Raw genomic sequence first — 16,424 nt, 5'->3', positions numbered from 1 at the left:
CCGGGCGGGATCGACCTCAATTGGCCTTGCTTAGCCCCAATGCCAATGCGGCAACTTGATCAGTGTCAAATCCCCACCATGGGCTTATTGCTATCCGCTTACCCAGACCATCGGAGAGAACCATGCGCAAACTGCCCGTCTTTTCCAGCCTGCGCAGCTTTCTGGACTGGTCAAAAGACCGGGGCGATCTGACCGCGATCCCTGACCCGGTGCGCGTGGTGCATCAGATGACCGCCGTTCACGATGCCGTGTTGCGCGCTGGCGGGCCGGTGCTGCGGTTCGATGCGCCGGTTCTGGCCGACGGCAAGCGCAGCGCGATCCCGGTGGTGACCAACCTCTTTGGCACCACCGCACGGGTGGCCGCAGGGCTGGGCATGACGCTGGACGATGTGCCGGGCTTTGGCGAGTTTCTGGCCTCGCTGCGCAGCCCCGCCCCGGTCGAGGGGATGCGCGATGCGATGTCGCGCTGGCCGATGCTGAAGGCGGCACTGGCCACCCGGCCTCGCATTTCCAAACGCGGCCCGGTGCAGGACGAGGTGCAGGACGGCGAGGCGGTAGACCTGACGCGGATTCCGGTGCAGACGCCCTGGCCCGGCGATGGCGGCCCGCTGATCACCTGGACCACGGTGATCACCCGCCCCCACGGGTCGGAACCCGAGGCTGCGGCGCGGTATAATCTGGGTGTCTATCGCGCGCAGGTGCTGGACCGCAACCGCCTGATCATGCGCTGGCTGGCGCATCGCGGGGGCGCCGCGCATCACCGCACCTGGGATCAGGCGGGCGAACCGATGCCGGTGGCCGTGGTGTTGGGGGCCGATCCGGCCACGCTGCTGGCCGCCGCCCTGCCGCTGCCCGAAACCGTGTCGGAGCTGACCTTCTCGGGCGTGCTGCGGGGCGAGCGGGCGCATCTGGTGCCCGCCCGCACCGTGCCGCTGCTGGTGCCCGCCGATGCCGAAATGGTGCTGGAGGGCTGGATTCACCCGGGCGACACCGCGCTGGAAGGCCCGTTTGGCGACCATACCGGCTATTACAACTCGGTCGAGCCGTTCCCGGTGATGCGGGTTTCCGCGATCACCCACCGGCGCGACCCGATTTATCTATCGACCTACACCGGCCGCCCCCCCGATGAACCCGCGATCATCGGCGAGGTGTTCAACCAGTTGGCGCTGCCGGTCATCCGCCAGCAGATCCCCGAGGTGGTTGATCTGTGGCTGCCGCCCGCGGCCTGTTCCTACCGCATCGCGGTGGTGGCGATCAAAAAACGCTATCCGGGGCAGGCGCGGCGGGTGATGATGTCGCTCTGGGGGATGCTGGCGCAGTTTTCCTATACCAAGATGGTGATCGTGGTGGATGACGATATCGACCCGCGCAACTGGGACGACATCGCCTGGGCGCTGGCCACCCGGATGGACCCGGCGCGCGATACGCTGGTGCTGGACCGCACGCCGATGGATTACCTCGACTTTGCCTCGCCCATCGAAGGGCTGGCCGGCAAGATCGGGATTGATGCCACTACCAAGATCGGCACCGAAACCACCCGTGAATGGGGCAAGGTCATGAAGTTGGCGCCCGACGACACGGCCTTTGCCGATGCGCTTCTGGCGCGCCGGCTGCCGGGGCTGGCACGATGAGCGCACGGGTCATTCTGGGCGTTTCGGGCGCCTCGGGCGCGGTGCTGGCGATGGCCACGGCCCGCGCCCTGCGCGCGGCGGGGGCAGAGGTGGACCTGGTGATCTCGCCCGCGGGAGAGCGCACCCTGGCCGAGGAAATCGGCCCCGGTGCGCGGGCCGAATTGGCCGCGCTGTGCACCCGGCAGCATCCGGTGCGCGATGTGGGGGCTACCATCGCCTCGGGGTCAAACCCGGTGGCGGGGATGATTGTCGCGCCCTGTTCGATGCGTAGCCTTGCCGCTATTGCCCACGGGCTGGACGACAACCTGCTGACCCGCGCGGCCTCGGTGCAACTGAAGGAACGCCGCGCGCTGGTGCTGATCGCGCGCGAGGCGCCACTGACGCTCGCGCATCTGCGCAACATGACGGCGGTAACGGAAATGGGCGGCATCGTGCTGCCTCCGGTGCCCGCCTTTTACCTGCGCCCGGCAGGGGTCGATGACATCGCGGCACAGATCGCCGCGCGCGCGGTGGACCTGCTGCGCATCGCCGCGCCGCAAGCCCGCGGCTGGACGCCCGAGGATTAATGCCCCAAGGGCCGTGCGCCGGGGCTGCCCGGGCGCAGCTTTGGCCCAAGGAAAGCGGGCCAGAGCGCGGCGACATAGGCTGCAAACCCCGCTGCGAAGAGAAAGGCTGCGCCAAGCTGCGGCGCCAGCGCCTCGCCCCCCGCCCAGCGCAGCGTGGCGGACAATGCCACCGCGGCATAGGCAAAGACCAGAAACGGCGGCGCCATCGGCGCCCGTCCGGTCTGGCCCAGCACGCCCCGCGCCATGACGGCAAGCGACATACCCGCAACCGCGCCGATCGCCAGCAGATGCAGCGCCGCCAGCCGCCCGCCCAGGCCAAACTCGGCCAGCCCCATCGCAAGCAACCCCACAGACAGAAACGCAAAGGCCAGATGGAACGAGGCCAGCAGCGGCTGCCGCCCGGCCCAAAGCCCACGCCAACCCGCGAGCCGCAGGCTTTGCACCGCACCGGCAGCCAGATACACGGCGCCCAGCACCATGGGCGGCGCCCCCGTCAGCGCCAGACCAGCCGCCGCCAGAACGCTGCCCGCGCCGAGCGCATCCAGCCAGGGCCGGTCGGCGGGCAGCGGCCGCGCCCCGGCGCGCACCATTGCGTTGCGGGTCAGGCCGCTGGTCATTCGCCCGCCGAACACGGCATTCATCACCGCGCAGACCAGAAGCCCCGCCAGCACCCCCCTGCCCGCCACACCGGGGGCAAGGCCCATCCAGTCCAGATGCACCGCAAGGTTCGCAACCCAGTGCAACGTCAGCACGGCAAGAAACATCCCCGTCTGCCAGCGCGGGCGGCGCGCGAACTGACCCGCCATGCGCGCCCAGACCGGGATCAGGAACGCCAGATCGACCGCCGCAACCGCTATCGCCGGCATATAAGCCGACCCCCAGATGGCCAGCCGCCCAGCCAGCCACAACACCCCCAGAACCGGGAAAAACAGATGCGGCAGCCGGCCCGAGGGTGCGGTCAGAAAGAGGCCCGCCAGCACCGCACCGCCATAGCCAAAGACCATTTCATGCGCGTGCCACAAGGGTGGCGTTGCCGCCGTGGGCAGCGCGCCGGGCGCCTGCCCCACCGCCAGCCACAGGCCCCAGACCGCCACGGCGAGCACCGCAAAAAGCCCCGCCGCCAGATGAAACAGGCGGAACCCTTCGCCGAAGAGGCGCACAAGGGCGGGGGGCATGGCGGCTCCTTTCGCTACCGCCCTCTTCTGCCAAGCCCGGCGTGGCGGGGCAAGGCCCTAGCCGTAGCTGCGCAGATCCTCGATCACCTTGCCGTCGTTGGGCAGGCTTCCGGGCGCCACCACCTCGATCCGGCCCTTCATCTTCAGCGCCTCGACGACCGAGCCTTCATAGCGCGCGCCGTCGGGTGCCGGGGTTTCGACCCGCACCGTCATCACGTCCATTTCGCCCTCGCGGCTAGCCACCACGCGGGCGCGTGTGACCTCGGGGTGGCGGGCGACAAAGGCCGCGACCTGTTCGGGGCGCACGAACATGCCCTTGATCTTGGTGGTCTGGTCGGCCCGGCCCATCCAGCCCTTGATGCGGAGGTTGGTGCGCCCGCAGGGCGACATCCCCGGCAGCACCGCCGACAAATCGCCGGTGGCAAAGCGGATCAGCGGATAGTCGGGATTCAGCGTCGTTACCACGACCTCGCCCACCTCGCCGGGGGCGACCGGAGCGCCGGTGCCGGGACGGACGATTTCCACGATCACGCCCTCGTCCACAATCATCCCCTCCATCGCCGGGGATTCGTAGGCGATGTTGCCCAGATCGGCGGTGGCATAACATTGCAGGGTCTGAATACCCCGATCAGCGTATTCCTTGCGCAGGCTGGGGAACAGCGCGCCCCCGCCCACCGCGGCGCGGGTGATGGTCAGCCGTTCGCCCATCTCTTCGGCCTTGTCGAGGATGATCTTCAGGTAATCGGGCGTGCCGGCATAGACAGTGCTGCCGACATCGACGGCGGCGCGCACCTGCAACTCGGTCTGGCCGGTGCCCGCGGGCAGGACGGCCGCGCCCACGGCACGGGCGCCGGATTCAAAGATCATGCCCGCGGGCGTCAGGTGATAGCCAAAGCAGTTCTGCACGATGTCGCCGCGCCCCACCCCGCAGGCGTGCAGGAAGCGGCCCATCCGCCACCAGTCATGTTCGGCTCCGCCGGGTTCATAGATCGGGCCGGGGCTTTGGAAGACATGGGCAAACGCATGGGCGGGTTTCGTGGTCAACCCGCCAAACGGCGCCGCCCCCTTTTGCGCCCCCCCCAGATCGGATTTTCGCAGCACCGGCAGGCGCGCCAGCGCCGTCATGTCGGCCACCGCCGCGGCCTCGACCGCGCCCAGATGCGCGGCCATTCCTGGGGCTGCCAGCGCGCGGGCGATCTGGGCGGGCAGGTCACGCGCCAGATCGGCGGCGCGGCGGTCGGGGCTGCGAGTTTCGAGAGTGTCGAAATGGCTCATGTGCCGATGGGGTCGCCCCCCTCCCTCTCCCACGCCGATCAGGCGGGAAGTTGTTGAAATTATGGTCGCTCCGGTCTCAGGCCAGCCAGCGTTTGCGGCGCCGATAGCTGCGCACGTCACGAAACGACTTGCGCCCCTCATCCGACATGCCGAGATAGAATTCCTTGACATCGGGGTTTTCGCGCAGCGCCTGCGCAGGCCCGTCCATCACCACCCGGCCGCTTTCCAGAATGTAGCCATAATGGGCATAGCGCAGGGCCACGTTGGTGTTCTGCTCGGCCAGAAGGAAGGTTAGCCCCTCGCGTTCGTTCACGGCCTTCACGATTTCAAAGATCTGTTCCACCAACTGCGGCGCAAGGCCCATCGAGGGTTCATCCAGAAGGATCGTCTCAGGTCGGCTCATGAGCGCACGGCCGATGGCGACCATCTGCTGTTCGCCGCCCGAGGTATAGCCCGCCTGGCTTTTGCGCCGCTCGCGCAGTCGCGGGAAATAGGTGTAGACCATCTCCAGATCGGCAGCGACGGCGCCGCGGCCATCGGTGCGGGTATAGGCGCCGGTCAGCAGGTTTTCCTCGACCGTCAGATGCTCAAAGCAGTGCCGCCCCTCCATCACCTGGATCACCCCCTTCTTCACAAGATCGGCGGGCGACATGTCTTGCACCCGTTCGCCGCGATAGTGGATGGTGCCCTTGGTGACCTCGCCGCGTTCCGAATGCAGCAGGTTCGAGATGGCCTTCAGCGTGGTGGTCTTGCCCGCGCCATTGCCCCCCAGAAGTGCGGTGATGCCGCCCTTCGGGACCGAAAGGCTGACGCCCTTCAGAACCAGGATCACATGGTTATAGATCACCTCGATGTTGTTGACCTCAAGCAGCGCCTGCTCGGTCTTGACGGCATCCAGCATCGGCAAACCCTTTCTGTCAAAGGCGCCCCCGGCCCGAAGGCCGGGGGCATGTGGTCAGTTGCAGCGCGGGGTGATCTTGTTTTCGGCAGCAAAGGCCGCCGAATCCTCGGCCACCAGCGGGTCGAGCACCTCGTCATCGGGCGCGATGAAGCCGGTGACCAGGTTCCACTCCTTCGCCGCCGCGTCCCATTGCTGGATCATCGCAGCCCCCGGCCCGCCGTGGTCGGTGCAGGATGCCGCAAAGGGCTGGCCAAAGTTCGGCAAGCCGATTTCGGCCATCCGCTCTTCGGTGATCTCCAGCGCCTCAAAGCCGTCACGCACCTGAGCGGCATTCACCGCCGAGGTGCCCGCCAGTTCCTGCGCCTTGCGCACCGCCTCGGAGATGACCATCGCCGCATACATGCCGCGCGAATACAGCACCGAGCCGACCTGATCGCCCGCGCCCGATGCCTTGCCGGCATCGACGACATATTTCTGCATGTCGGCGTAAACCGGATAATCCATCCCGGTGCCGTGCATCGCAAGGCTCTTGTAGCCATTGGCGCCGTCCCCAGCGGGCAGCACGTCGTTTTCTGAACCCGACCACCAGACACCGATGAAGTTTTCCATCGGAAACTTGATGTTCACCGCTTCCTGGATAGCAACCTGGTTCATCACGCCCCAGCCCCAGAATATGACATAATCGGGCTTTTCGCGGCGCACCTGAAGCCACTGCGACTTCTGTTCCTGCCCTGGGGTGTCGATTGGCATCTGGGTCAGTTCATAACCGTGCTTGGCCGCGAGGCTTTCCAGCGTGCGGATCGGTTCCTTGCCATAGGCCGAGTTGTGGTAAAGCAGCGCGATCTTCTTGCCTTTCAGATCACCGCCGTTCTGCTCCAGCAGGTATTTTACCGCCACCGAGGCACCATCCCAGTAGTTGGCCGGATAGTTGAACACCCATTCAAAGATCGCGCCATTGGCCGCTGAAGTGCGGCCATAGCCGGGGGTGTAAAGCGTGATCCCGTCTTGCGACACTTTCGGGATCAGCTGATAGGTGATCCCGGTCGAGAGCGGGTTATAGACCAGCGCGCCAAGGCCCTTTGTGGCCTCATAGCATTCAACGCCCTTTTCGGTGTTATAGGCGGTTTCGCATTCAGGCACCTGCACCTTTTCGCCGCCGATACCACCGTCACGCTCGTTCAGCAGCGTGAAGTAATCGTTGAACCCGTCGGCATAGGGAATGCCACCCGCCGCAAACGGCCCGGTGCGATAGCTGAGGTTCGGGATGACCAGATCGGCCATCGCAGGCGCGGCCAGCGACATCGCAGCGGCCACGGCGGTTGCAAATTTCATCTTCATTCGGGTCTCCTCCCAGAGATGTTGAAGAATGCCGGTTTTCCGGTTCTTGGATGTTGGGCAGCCCGTCCCTAGTGCGGGAAGGGCCAAAGCCGCAGTTTTTCCTTGGCCAGCCGCCACAGTTGCGCCAGCCCGTGCGGTTCTGCGATCAGGAACACCACGATCAGCCCGCCCACGATCATCAGTTCGATATGCGCGGCCAGATCGGTCGGCCAGCCCAGCGTGCCCACCAGCAGGTTTTTCAGCAGCACCGGCAGCAGCACAAGGAACGCCGCCCCCGCAAAGCTGCCGAAGATAGAGCCAAGCCCCCCGATGATGACCATGAACAAGATCAGAAACGACTTCTGGATGCCGAACGCCTCGCCCACCTCGGCCGCGCCCAGATAGACCGCAAAGAACAGCGCGCCCGCGATGCCAATGAAGAACGACGACACCGCAAAGGCCGTCAGCTTGGTGGTCAGCGGGTTCACCCCGATGATCTCGGCGGCAATGTCCATGTCGCGGATCGCCATCCATTTGCGCCCCACGGTGCCCCGCGTCAGGTTGCGCGCGATCAGTGCCACCAGCACCAGGAACACCAGGCAAACCAGATATTTTGCCGTTGCCGAGGTTTGGGCGCCGGTGACGAAATAGCCCAGAACGGTGCGGTCAGGCGCCGTGATCTGGCCCGAGGCGGAAAAGTTGTAGAACCACGGCACCTTGTTGAAGAGCCAGACCAGAAAAAACTGCGCCGCCAGCGTTGCAACCGCCAGATAGAACCCCTTGATCCGCAAGCTGGGCAGGCCGAACAGAACCCCCACCGCCGCCGTGACGCCACCCGCCAGCAACACATGGATCAGAATCGAAACTTCGGGAAAACTGGTCATCAGCTTGTAGCAGGCATAGGCGCCCACCGCCATGAAGCCGCCGGTGCCAAGGCTGACCTGGCCTGCATAGCCGGTCAGGATATTCAGCCCGATCGCCGCGATTGCATAGATCAGGAACGGCACGAACACCGAATTGGCCCAGTAATCGTTGATGACAAAGGGGATAACCCCGAAGGCCAGCGCCAGCACGGCGTAAAAGCGCCAGCGGTCAAACCGGATCGGAAAGGTCTGGCTATCCTGGCGGTAGGAGGTCTTGAAGTCGCCCGCTTCACGGTAAAACATCTGTCATTCCCCCCGTTTCAGACCCGCTCGATGATCTTTTCGCCGAACAGACCCTGCGGCCGGAACACGAGAAAGATCAGCGCCAGCATGTAGGCAAACCAGTTTTCGGTCGCCCCCCCGATCATCGGGCCCACGCTGAATTCAAACAGCTTTTCACCGACGCCGATGATCAACCCGCCCACGATTGCGCCGGGGATCGAGGTAAAGCCGCCCAGCATCAGCACTGGAAGCGCCTTCAGCGCGATCAACGACAGGCTGAACTGCACCCCCGACTTGGTGCCCCACATGATGCCCGCAACCAGCGCCACAAAACCCGCAATCGACCAGACCAGAACCCAGATGAAGCGCAGCGAAATGCCCACTGACAGCGCGGCCTGATGGTCGTCGGCCACCGCGCGCAGGGCGCGGCCCTGTTTGGAATACTGACTGAAGATCGTCAGCGATGCGACAAGCAGCACTGCAACCACGGTCGCCACAATATCAAGGTTGTCGATGAAGAAGCCGTAGCCGAAAATGCTGTCGGTCACGCTTTCGACGGTTTCAGAAATGCCCTGCGGCAGGCCCACATCCAGCTTTTTGATGTCGGCACCCCACATCACGTCGCCCAGCCCTTCCAGGAAATAGGCAAGCCCGATCGTGGCCATGAACAGGATGATCGGCGCTTGGTTCACCAGATGCTTGAGCACCAGCTTTTCGATCAGGATCGCAAGGCCCACCATCACCAGCGCCGTCAGCGCGATTGCCACCAGCACAGGCAGTTTCCAGCCAAAGCTGTGCAGGTTGGTGCCCAGCGCCGCGTTGATCAGATGGGCGAACGGGATCTGCCCGTTCTGCAACCCCACCAGGGTCAGCGCGGCAAACAGCGCCAGCACCCCCTGAGCATAGTTGAAGATGCCCGACGCCTTGAAGATCAGCACGAAACCCAGCGCGACCAGCGAATACATCACCCCAGCCATCAGGCCGTTCAGGGTCACTTCCATCGCATAGAGAAGTTGTTCCGGCATGGTTCCCCCCCTTATTCGTGCGCCACGCCAAGATAGGCGTTGATGACATCGGGATTGTTGCGCACCTCGTCGGGCGTGCCGTCGCCGATCTTCTTGCCGTAGTCCATCACGACCACCCGGTCGGACAGGTCCATCACCACGCCCATGTCATGTTCGATCAGCGCGATGGTGGTGCCGAATTCGTCGTTCACGTCGAGGATAAATCGGCACATGTCCTCTTTCTCTTCGACGTTCATGCCGGCCATCGGCTCGTCCAGCAGCAGGATCTTCGGCTCTGCCGCCAGCGCCCGCGCCAGCTCCACCCGCTTCTTCAGACCGTAGGGAAGGCGCCCGACGGGTGTTTTTCGGATATTCTGAATCTCAAGAAAGTCGATGATCTTTTCAACCTTGGCGCGGTTTTCATTTTCCTCGCGCTCGGCCGATCCGAACCACAGCGCCTGCGACAGCAGGCCTGATTTCATCATCGTCAGCCGCCCGGTCATGATATTGTCCAGCACCGACATGCCATCAAACAGCGCAATGTTCTGGAATGTGCGGGCGATGCCCAGGCGGGCAACCTCATAGGGTTTCATCGGGCCGCGTTTCTGCCCGCGAAACCAGACCTCGCCCTCGCTTGGCACATAGAACCCCGAGATCACGTTCAGCATCGACGATTTACCCGCGCCATTGGGGCCGATGATCGCGCGGATCTCGCCTTCGCGGATGTCAAAGCTGATGTCCTTGATCGCCACCACGCCGCCGAAACGCAGGGTGATATTCTTCATTTCCATCAGCACCGGGCCGATCTGGCGGCCATCGGGGGTAACATAGCCTTCGGTCATGGCATTCATTCCGCGGCCATCCTCTGCTCGGGCGCGACCACCGCATCGGCAAGGCGCAACGTCGCGGTGATCTTGCCCTTGCGCCCATCTTCGTAGGTCACTTCGGTTTCGGTGTAGATGCTGTCGCGTCCGTCGTAGAGGGCGGCGATCAGATCGGCATATTTGGTTTCAATGACATTGCGGCGCACCTTGCGGGTGCGGGTCATCTCGCCGTCGTCGGCATCGAGTTCCTTGTGCAGGATAAGGAAGCGGTGGATCTGGCAGCCCGACAGCATCGGGTCTTGCGCCAGCGAGCGGTTCACCTCGGCCACCTCGTTGCCGATCATCTCGTAGACCTTCGGATGCCCGGCCAGTTCCTGATACGAGGCATAGGCGATATTGTTGCGCTCGGCCCAGTTGCCCACCGCCGTCAGGTCGATGTTGATAAAGGCAGTGCAGCGGTCACGGCGACCACCAAAGACAACGGCCTCAAGGATGTTGGGGTAGAACTTCAGCTTGTTTTCAACATATTTCGGCGCGAACAGGCGACCGTCAACCATCTTGCCCACATCCTTGGCGCGGTCGATAATTCGCAGATGGCCGGTGCCGGGCTCAAAGAAGCCCGCATCACCGGTAGCCACCCAACCCTCGGGGTCTTTGGTGCTGGCCGTGCTTTCGGGGTTCTTGAAATATTCAACAAAGGTGCCGGGGCTGCGATAGTAGACCTCGCCGTTCTCGCCGATCTTCACCTCGACGCCGGGGCTGGGAACGCCCACCGTATCGGGGCGCACCTGCCCGTCGGGCTGCTGGGTGATGAACACGCTGGCCTCGGTCTGGCCATAGAGTTGTTTCAGATTGATCCCCAGCGAGCGATAGAAATCGAAAATCTCGGGCCCGATCGCTTCGCCAGCGGTATAGGCCACGCGAATGCGCGACAGGCCCAGTGTGTTTTTCAGCGGCGCGTAGATCAGCACCTCGCCGGTGCGATAGCTGAAGTAATCCCGCCATGGCTGCGGATACAGGTTCAGCAACGGCCCCCGTGCCTTGAAGTATTTGCGTGCCTCGATCGGGTGGCGCAGCCGGACGAAAAAGCCCCGCACCGCATTTTCAACGATGGTCTCGACGGCAAAGCCGACCCCCATCGCAAAGCGGTAGGCCCAGCGCAGCCTGCGCCGCAAGGTGGGGCGGGACCGCTGCGTCCGATAGCGCGGCATCCCGTATTGCTCCCCCGTGGTCTTGGCGAATTCCATGAAATGCTTGAACAGCGCGTATTTCAGGTCGCCTGCATCTTCCATGCGGATCATCACATTGGTCAGCATGGTTTCAAAGATGCGCGGCGGCGCAAAGAAATAGGTCGGCCCGATCTCGCGCAGATCGGTCATCATCGTGGCCGGGCTTTCGGGGCAGTTCACGGTAAAGCCCGCCCACATCGCCTGCCCGATCGAAAAGATGAAATCCCCCACCCATGCCATCGGCAGATAGGCCAACACGTCTTCGTCCGGGCCCAGATGGTCGAAGGTGCAGGAATTCTTGGCGGTTTCGATGATGTTGCGGTTCGACAGAACCACGCCCTTGGGCTTGCCCGTGGTGCCCGAGGTATAGAGCATCACGCAGGTTGAATCATAGTCCAGTTCAGCGATGCGCCGATCCAGCTCTGCCTCATAGCGGAAATGCCCGGCCCGACCCTCGGCCTGCACGTCCGACAGCGCGTTCATGCGGCTGTGGTCGTATTTCCGCATCCCGCGCTTGTCGGTATACATCACATGCTGAATGTGGTGGATGCGGTCCTCCACCTCGACGACCTTGTCGACCTGTTCCTGATCGCCGCAAACAACAAACCGCGCGCCGCAGTTTTCCAGCACATAGGCCATCTCGTCGGCGACCGCGTCCTGATACAGCGGAACCGGGATCGCGCCGCACATCTGCGCGGCAACCATCGCCCAGTAATGCGCAGGCCGGTTGCGACCGATGATCGCCACATAATCGCCGCGCTCGACCCCAAGCGACAGCATCCCCAGCGCCAGCGCCCGGATTTCCTGTTCCGCTTCGGCCCAGGTCCAGCTTTGCCAGATGCCGAATTCCTTTTCTCGATAGGCCGGGCGGTTGCCGTAGCGCGCCACGTTGCGCGCCAAAAGCGCCGGAATCGACCGGGGCGCGGCCTCTGTCGCTGTCGCGTCTGCCAAATTGTCCTCCCTCGCGCCGGCGGGCCGGCGTCCCTTTCGCGGTGTGGGCGATTCCTCCTCTCGCCCATTGCGGCATGATGGCACGCTCGCCGTCAAAGGTTTCGTGACTTTTGCCCAATTGTTACGAATTCTTTCCGCCCGCACTGCCCCCCTTTCGCGCCCCCGGTCCGGGGTGCTAGCCAAGGGCAGGGAGGATGCGGCATGACAGGTGACGATGCACACGGGCGGCTGACGCAGGCGGGGCTGAACCTGATCCAGCAGGCGCTGTCGATCTTTGACGCCGACCTGCGGCTAGCGGTCTGCAACAGGCAATATCAGATCATGTTCGACCTGCCCGAGGTCTTTACCCGACCCGGCACCACCTTCGAGGAGACGATTCGCCTGCTGGTGCAACGCGGCGAATACGGGCACCAGCCCGATATCGAAGCCGCCGTGCGCCTGCGCGTCGATCAGGCACGCGCATTTGCCCCGCATTACATGGAACGCACCCGCGCCAATGGCCGGACCATCTCGGTCGAAGGCTCGCCTTTGCCGCAGGGGGGCTGGGTGACCGTCTATACCGACATCACCGAGATCAAGCGCCAAGAGGCGCTGCTGCGCGCCAGGTCCGAGGAATTGTCGGGGCAGGTGCTGGCCAATGCCGAACGGCTGGCGCAGGCCAACCGGGAACTGGCCGCCACCAACGCCGCGCTGGAGGAAGCCAAGCGCGAACTGACCGAGATCGAGGCGCGCACCCGGCAAGTGACCGAGATGATGCCCGCCCATATCGCCCACATGGACCGTGACTTTCACTATACCTTTTCCAACCGCCGACTGTCGGCGGTGATGCCCGGCAGCCTGTCCGACATTGTCGGCCGCCCCGCCGCCGAGGCGCTGGGCGAAGACACGCTGGCCCGGATAGCGCCGGGGCTGAACCGCGCGCTGGCGGGCGAGGCCAATGTGCTTGAGATCACCCACGCCCCCTCGGGTCGCCGCATCCGCATAGCCCTGACCCCCGACCGCGGGCGCGACGGGGCGGTGAACGGCGTCTATATCCTTTCGACCGATGTCACGCATGAGGCACAGGCCCGCGCCGCACTGGCGCAAAGCGCCAAGCGCGAACTCGCCGCACAGCTCACCTCGGGGCTGGCGCATGACTTTGCCAATCTGCTGACCATAATCCTCGGGCTGCAAGGCCGACTGCAGCGGATGAGCCCGCCACCAGAGGCGGGCGATCTGGTGCGCGCCACGCTGGCCGCAGCGCGGCGCGGCGGCACGCTGCTGGATCGGATCGCCGCCATTTCGGGCCCACGCGCGCTGCGCCCGCAACCGCTGGAGCTGGCCCCCTTCCTCGCCGACCTGGCAGCGATGGCGCGGCCCACGCTGGGCGATGCGCTGACGCTGACCATCACCGTCACCGGGCTTGACGCCCCGATGATGCTTGACCCCGGCCCCCTGCAAGACAGCCTGCTGAATCTGATCCTGAACGCACGCGATGCGATCGGGCCGCGGCCCGGCCAGATCGGCATTACCGCCCGGCCGGTGCGCGATACCTGGGTCGAGATCGCCGTCACCGACACCGGCCGCGGTTTTGCCGCCGAGGCGCTGGAGCGCGCGCTAGATCCGTTTTTCACCACCAAGGGCGGCGAAGGCTCGGGCCTTGGCCTGTCGATGGTCTATGACCAGACCAAACTGGCGGGCGGAACCCTGCGGCTGGAAAACCGTCCCACCGGCGGCGCGCAGGTCACATTGCGGCTGCCGCTGCGCCCGGCAACCGAGGCGCCCGAACCGATGCTGGTGCTGCTCGTCGAGGACAGCAGCGAAATCCGCGCCTCGGTGCGTGAAATGCTGCGCGCCCTGGGGCATAATGTGATCGAGGCCTCCACCGCGCCCGAGGCGCTGGAATTGGCCGACCTGCCGGGACTGGGGATGATCCTGTCTGATATCTATCTGGCGGGTCACATGACCGGCGTTGATCTGATGGTGCGTCTGGCGACCCAAGGCCATGCGGCACGTCAGGTGTTGATGACCTCGCTTCCCGCAGCCCATCCGCTGCGCGCGGTTGCCCCCTGCCCGGTGCTGACCAAACCTTTCACCCAAACCGATCTGGCAGCCTTTCTGGCCGCAAAGGCAACAGCATGAAGCCCCCCGCAACCGCCCCCCATGTCGCCATTCTGGACGACGAGCCCGAGATTCGCCGGATGCTGTCGGACGCGCTGGAAGAGGCAGGCTTTCGCACCACCTCCTTTGGCCGCGCCACCGAATTCGAGGCCGCTTTGAAACGCGCGGCGCCCGATGTCTGCCTGGTCGATCTGGGCCTGCCCGACCGCGACGGACTGGCGCTGGTGCATCGGCTGGCGCTGGAATCGGGGGCGGCAATCATCATCATTTCGGGCCGCGCGCAGGTGCAGGACCGGGTGACAGGGCTCGAACTGGGGGCCGACGACTATATCATAAAACCCTTCGATCCGGCCGAAGTCGTGGCCCGCATCCGCGCCCGCCTGCGCAAGGGCCGCGCCGATACCGGCCAGACCGCCCAGAGCGCCCGCTTCGCGGGCTGGACAGCGCATTTCGATCGCTACCTGCTGGTCGATGCCACCGGCGTTGAAACCCCGTTTTCACATGCCGAGGGCGAGGTTTTGCGGCTGTTTCTGGACAGTCCCAAACGGCTGATCTCACGCGCGCAGATGCAAGAGGCGCTGGGTGGCGCCGCAGGTGAAAGTTTTGACCGGGCGATGGATGTGCGGATCTCGCGGTTGCGCACGAAGCTGGGCGAAGACCCGAAGAACCCACGCCTGATCAAGACGATCTACGGCGCGGGCTATATCTTTCTGGGCGATGTGATCTGGGGCTGACGAGGCCCCTTCATCTTGGTCGAAATATCCCCGCCGGAGGCTCCGGTTCTTTTCGTGGAAGCCTCCGGCGGGGATATTTGTGCCAAGATGAAGGGGCGCGTGTCAGACCCGTTCGATGGCCAGCGCGATGCCCTGCCCACCGCCGATGCACATGGTGATCAGCGCGCGACGCTCGCCGGTGCGTTCCAGCGCGTGCAGCGCCTTCACGACCAGGATTGCCCCGGTGGCGCCCACCGGATGGCCCAGCGCGATGGCGCCCCCGTCGGGGTTCACGCGCGCAGGGTCAAGCCCCAGCTTGCGGCTGACGGCCAGCGCCTGCGCCGCAAAGGCCTCGTTCGATTCGATACGGTCGAAATCCTCCAGCCGCAGGCCGGTGCGCTTGAGCAGCGCCTGCACTGCGGGAATCGGCCCGATGCCCATCCTGTCGGGCCGCACCCCGGCATGGGAATAACCCAGGATGCGCGCGCGTGGAGCAAGGCCTGCGCCCTGCACCGCATCAGCGCGCCCCAACACCAGCGCCGCCGCCCCGTCGTTGATGCCCGAGGCATTGCCCGCGGTGACCGTTCCACCCTTCTGGAAGGCGGGCTTCAGGGCCGCCAGCGCCTCAAGGCTGGTGGCCTTGGGGTGTTCGTCAACCTCGAACAAGGCCATGCCCTTGCGGGTCTGAACCTCGACCGGCACGATTTCCGCCTTGAAATGCCCAGCGCCAATCGCCATCGCCGCGCGGGTCTGGCTTTGTAGCGCGAAGGCGTCCTGCGCCTCCCGGCTGATGCCGTATTCAGCGGCCACGTTTTCGGCGGTGATCCCCATATGGCCCGCGCCGAACGGGCAACTGAGCGCGCCGATCATCATGTCGATGGCGCGCACGTCGCCCATCTTCTGGCCAAAGCGCGCGGCGGGAAGGATATGGGGGGCGCGGCTCATGCAGTCGGCACCTCCGGCCAGCGCGAAATCGGCATCATGCAGCATCAGCGCCTGCATCGCCGATACCACCGCCTGCGCGCCCGACCCGCACAGCCGGTTGACGTTCATCGCCGGAACCGTCTCGGGTAGCCCCGCCTGAATAGCGGCGACGCGGCTGAGATACATGTCGCGCGGTTCGGTGTTCAGGATATGACCAAAGACCACATGGCCGATCTGCCCCGCCGCCACACCCGCGCGATCCAGCGCCGCGCGGGCAGCGACGGTGGCCAGATCAATCGGCGCTACCCCCGCGAGGCTGCCGCCGAAGGTGCCGATCGCGGTGCGCGCGCCGGAAAGGATAACGATGTCGTTTGCCGTCTGGCTCATGGGGCCTCCTGTCACTTTGGACCGAGCCTAGCGCCGGGGGCACCGCCGCGCCAGAACGGTGGCGCGGTGACGGCGCGTCATTTGCCCGGAGGAAGCAGCGGCTCGCGCCCCGCGGCGGTCAGCAAGAACACCTCCCGCCCCTCGATCACCACGGCCGAAACCGGGCCGCCGTAGCCTGCCGAACTGTCGATGTTCAACCGGTTGCCATAGTGGGTGGGCGTGTTGATGGCGGTGTGCCCGTGCACCACCAGAGCGCCATGATCACGCGCATCGTCAAGAAAC

General features: G+C 64.9%; 13 protein-coding genes and 1 pseudogene. 4 read left to right on the top strand and 10 right to left on the bottom strand.

What is annotated here, in order from left to right; genetic code table 11:
- Positions 1-122: 122 nt before the first annotated feature.
- Positions 123-1,631: a UbiD family decarboxylase gene (locus C5F46_RS10670; protein ID WP_107325340.1), complete on the top strand. Its 1,509-nt coding sequence runs from the start codon at positions 123-125 to the stop codon at positions 1,629-1,631.
- Positions 1,628-2,197: a UbiX family flavin prenyltransferase gene (locus tag C5F46_RS10665; RefSeq protein WP_107325339.1), complete on the top strand. Its 570-nt coding sequence runs from the start codon at positions 1,628-1,630 to the stop codon at positions 2,195-2,197. The genes C5F46_RS10670 and C5F46_RS10665 overlap by 4 nt, the downstream gene beginning before the upstream one ends.
- Here the strand turns inward: C5F46_RS10665 and C5F46_RS10660 are convergent.
- The 8 genes from C5F46_RS10660 to C5F46_RS10625 all read right to left on the bottom strand — a co-directional run bounded on the left by C5F46_RS10660 (position 2,194) and on the right by C5F46_RS10625 (position 12,018).
- Positions 2,194-3,372, bottom strand: coding sequence for an NnrS family protein (locus tag C5F46_RS10660; RefSeq protein ID WP_107325338.1), 1,179 nt, complete (start codon positions 3,370-3,372; stop codon positions 2,194-2,196). The two genes, C5F46_RS10665 and C5F46_RS10660, sit on opposite strands and share 4 nt — an antisense overlap.
- Before the next feature lie 57 nt (positions 3,373-3,429).
- The gene (locus C5F46_RS10655; protein ID WP_107325337.1) at positions 3,430-4,647 is read right to left on the bottom strand and encodes a phenylacetate--CoA ligase family protein; all 1,218 of its coding nucleotides are present in this window, start codon (positions 4,645-4,647) and stop codon (positions 3,430-3,432) included.
- A 76-nt stretch (positions 4,648-4,723) separates the two neighbouring features.
- Positions 4,724-5,548 carry an ABC transporter ATP-binding protein gene (locus C5F46_RS10650; RefSeq protein WP_107325336.1) on the bottom strand — a complete coding sequence of 275 codons (825 nt, stop codon included), beginning with the start codon at positions 5,546-5,548 and terminating at the stop codon, positions 4,724-4,726.
- Positions 5,549-5,602: 54 nt separating this feature from the next.
- On the bottom strand, positions 5,603-6,886 hold the full coding sequence (locus tag C5F46_RS10645) for an ABC transporter substrate-binding protein (RefSeq protein WP_107325335.1): 1,284 nt from the start codon (positions 6,884-6,886) through the stop codon (positions 5,603-5,605).
- 68 nt (positions 6,887-6,954) lie between these two features.
- Positions 6,955-8,031: a branched-chain amino acid ABC transporter permease gene (locus tag C5F46_RS10640; RefSeq protein WP_107325334.1), complete on the bottom strand. Its 1,077-nt coding sequence runs from the start codon at positions 8,029-8,031 to the stop codon at positions 6,955-6,957.
- A gap of 17 nt (positions 8,032-8,048) precedes the next feature.
- Positions 8,049-9,035 carry a branched-chain amino acid ABC transporter permease gene (locus C5F46_RS10635; RefSeq protein ID WP_107325333.1) on the bottom strand — a complete coding sequence of 329 codons (987 nt, stop codon included), beginning with the start codon at positions 9,033-9,035 and terminating at the stop codon, positions 8,049-8,051.
- Between the two features lie 11 nt (positions 9,036-9,046).
- Positions 9,047-9,865, bottom strand: a complete 819-nt coding sequence (locus C5F46_RS10630) for an ABC transporter ATP-binding protein (RefSeq protein ID WP_107325332.1) — start codon at positions 9,863-9,865, stop codon at positions 9,047-9,049.
- The gene (locus tag C5F46_RS10625; protein WP_107325331.1) at positions 9,862-12,018 is read right to left on the bottom strand and encodes an AMP-binding protein; all 2,157 of its coding nucleotides are present in this window, start codon (positions 12,016-12,018) and stop codon (positions 9,862-9,864) included. The genes C5F46_RS10630 and C5F46_RS10625 overlap by 4 nt, the downstream gene beginning before the upstream one ends.
- Positions 12,019-12,219: 201 nt before the next feature.
- Here C5F46_RS10625 and C5F46_RS10620 point away from each other — a divergent pair, with 201 nt between their 5' ends.
- Positions 12,220-14,139 carry a PAS-domain containing protein gene (locus C5F46_RS10620; protein WP_107325330.1) on the top strand — a complete coding sequence of 640 codons (1,920 nt, stop codon included), beginning with the start codon at positions 12,220-12,222 and terminating at the stop codon, positions 14,137-14,139.
- A complete protein-coding gene (locus C5F46_RS10615) occupies positions 14,136-14,852 on the top strand; it encodes a response regulator transcription factor (RefSeq protein ID WP_107325329.1) in 717 nt (238 codons plus the stop codon). The genes C5F46_RS10620 and C5F46_RS10615 overlap by 4 nt, the downstream gene beginning before the upstream one ends.
- A gap of 102 nt (positions 14,853-14,954) precedes the next feature.
- Here C5F46_RS10615 and C5F46_RS10610 read toward each other — a convergent pair whose 3' ends face one another.
- Both C5F46_RS10610 and C5F46_RS10605 read right to left on the bottom strand, forming a co-directional pair.
- The gene (locus tag C5F46_RS10610) at positions 14,955-16,142 is read right to left on the bottom strand and encodes an acetyl-CoA C-acyltransferase family protein (protein WP_107325328.1); all 1,188 of its coding nucleotides are present in this window, start codon (positions 16,140-16,142) and stop codon (positions 14,955-14,957) included.
- A gap of 77 nt (positions 16,143-16,219) precedes the next feature.
- Positions 16,220-16,424 (bottom strand): annotated as a pseudogene (locus C5F46_RS10605) (serine/threonine protein phosphatase); the annotation flags it as partial.

This window comes from Phaeovulum veldkampii DSM 11550, from assembly GCF_003034995.1.
GTDB lineage: Bacteria > Pseudomonadota > Alphaproteobacteria > Rhodobacterales > Rhodobacteraceae > Phaeovulum > Phaeovulum veldkampii.
The sequence above is the reverse complement of the archived record's forward strand: the minus strand, read 5'-3'. Positions and strand labels throughout refer to the sequence as shown.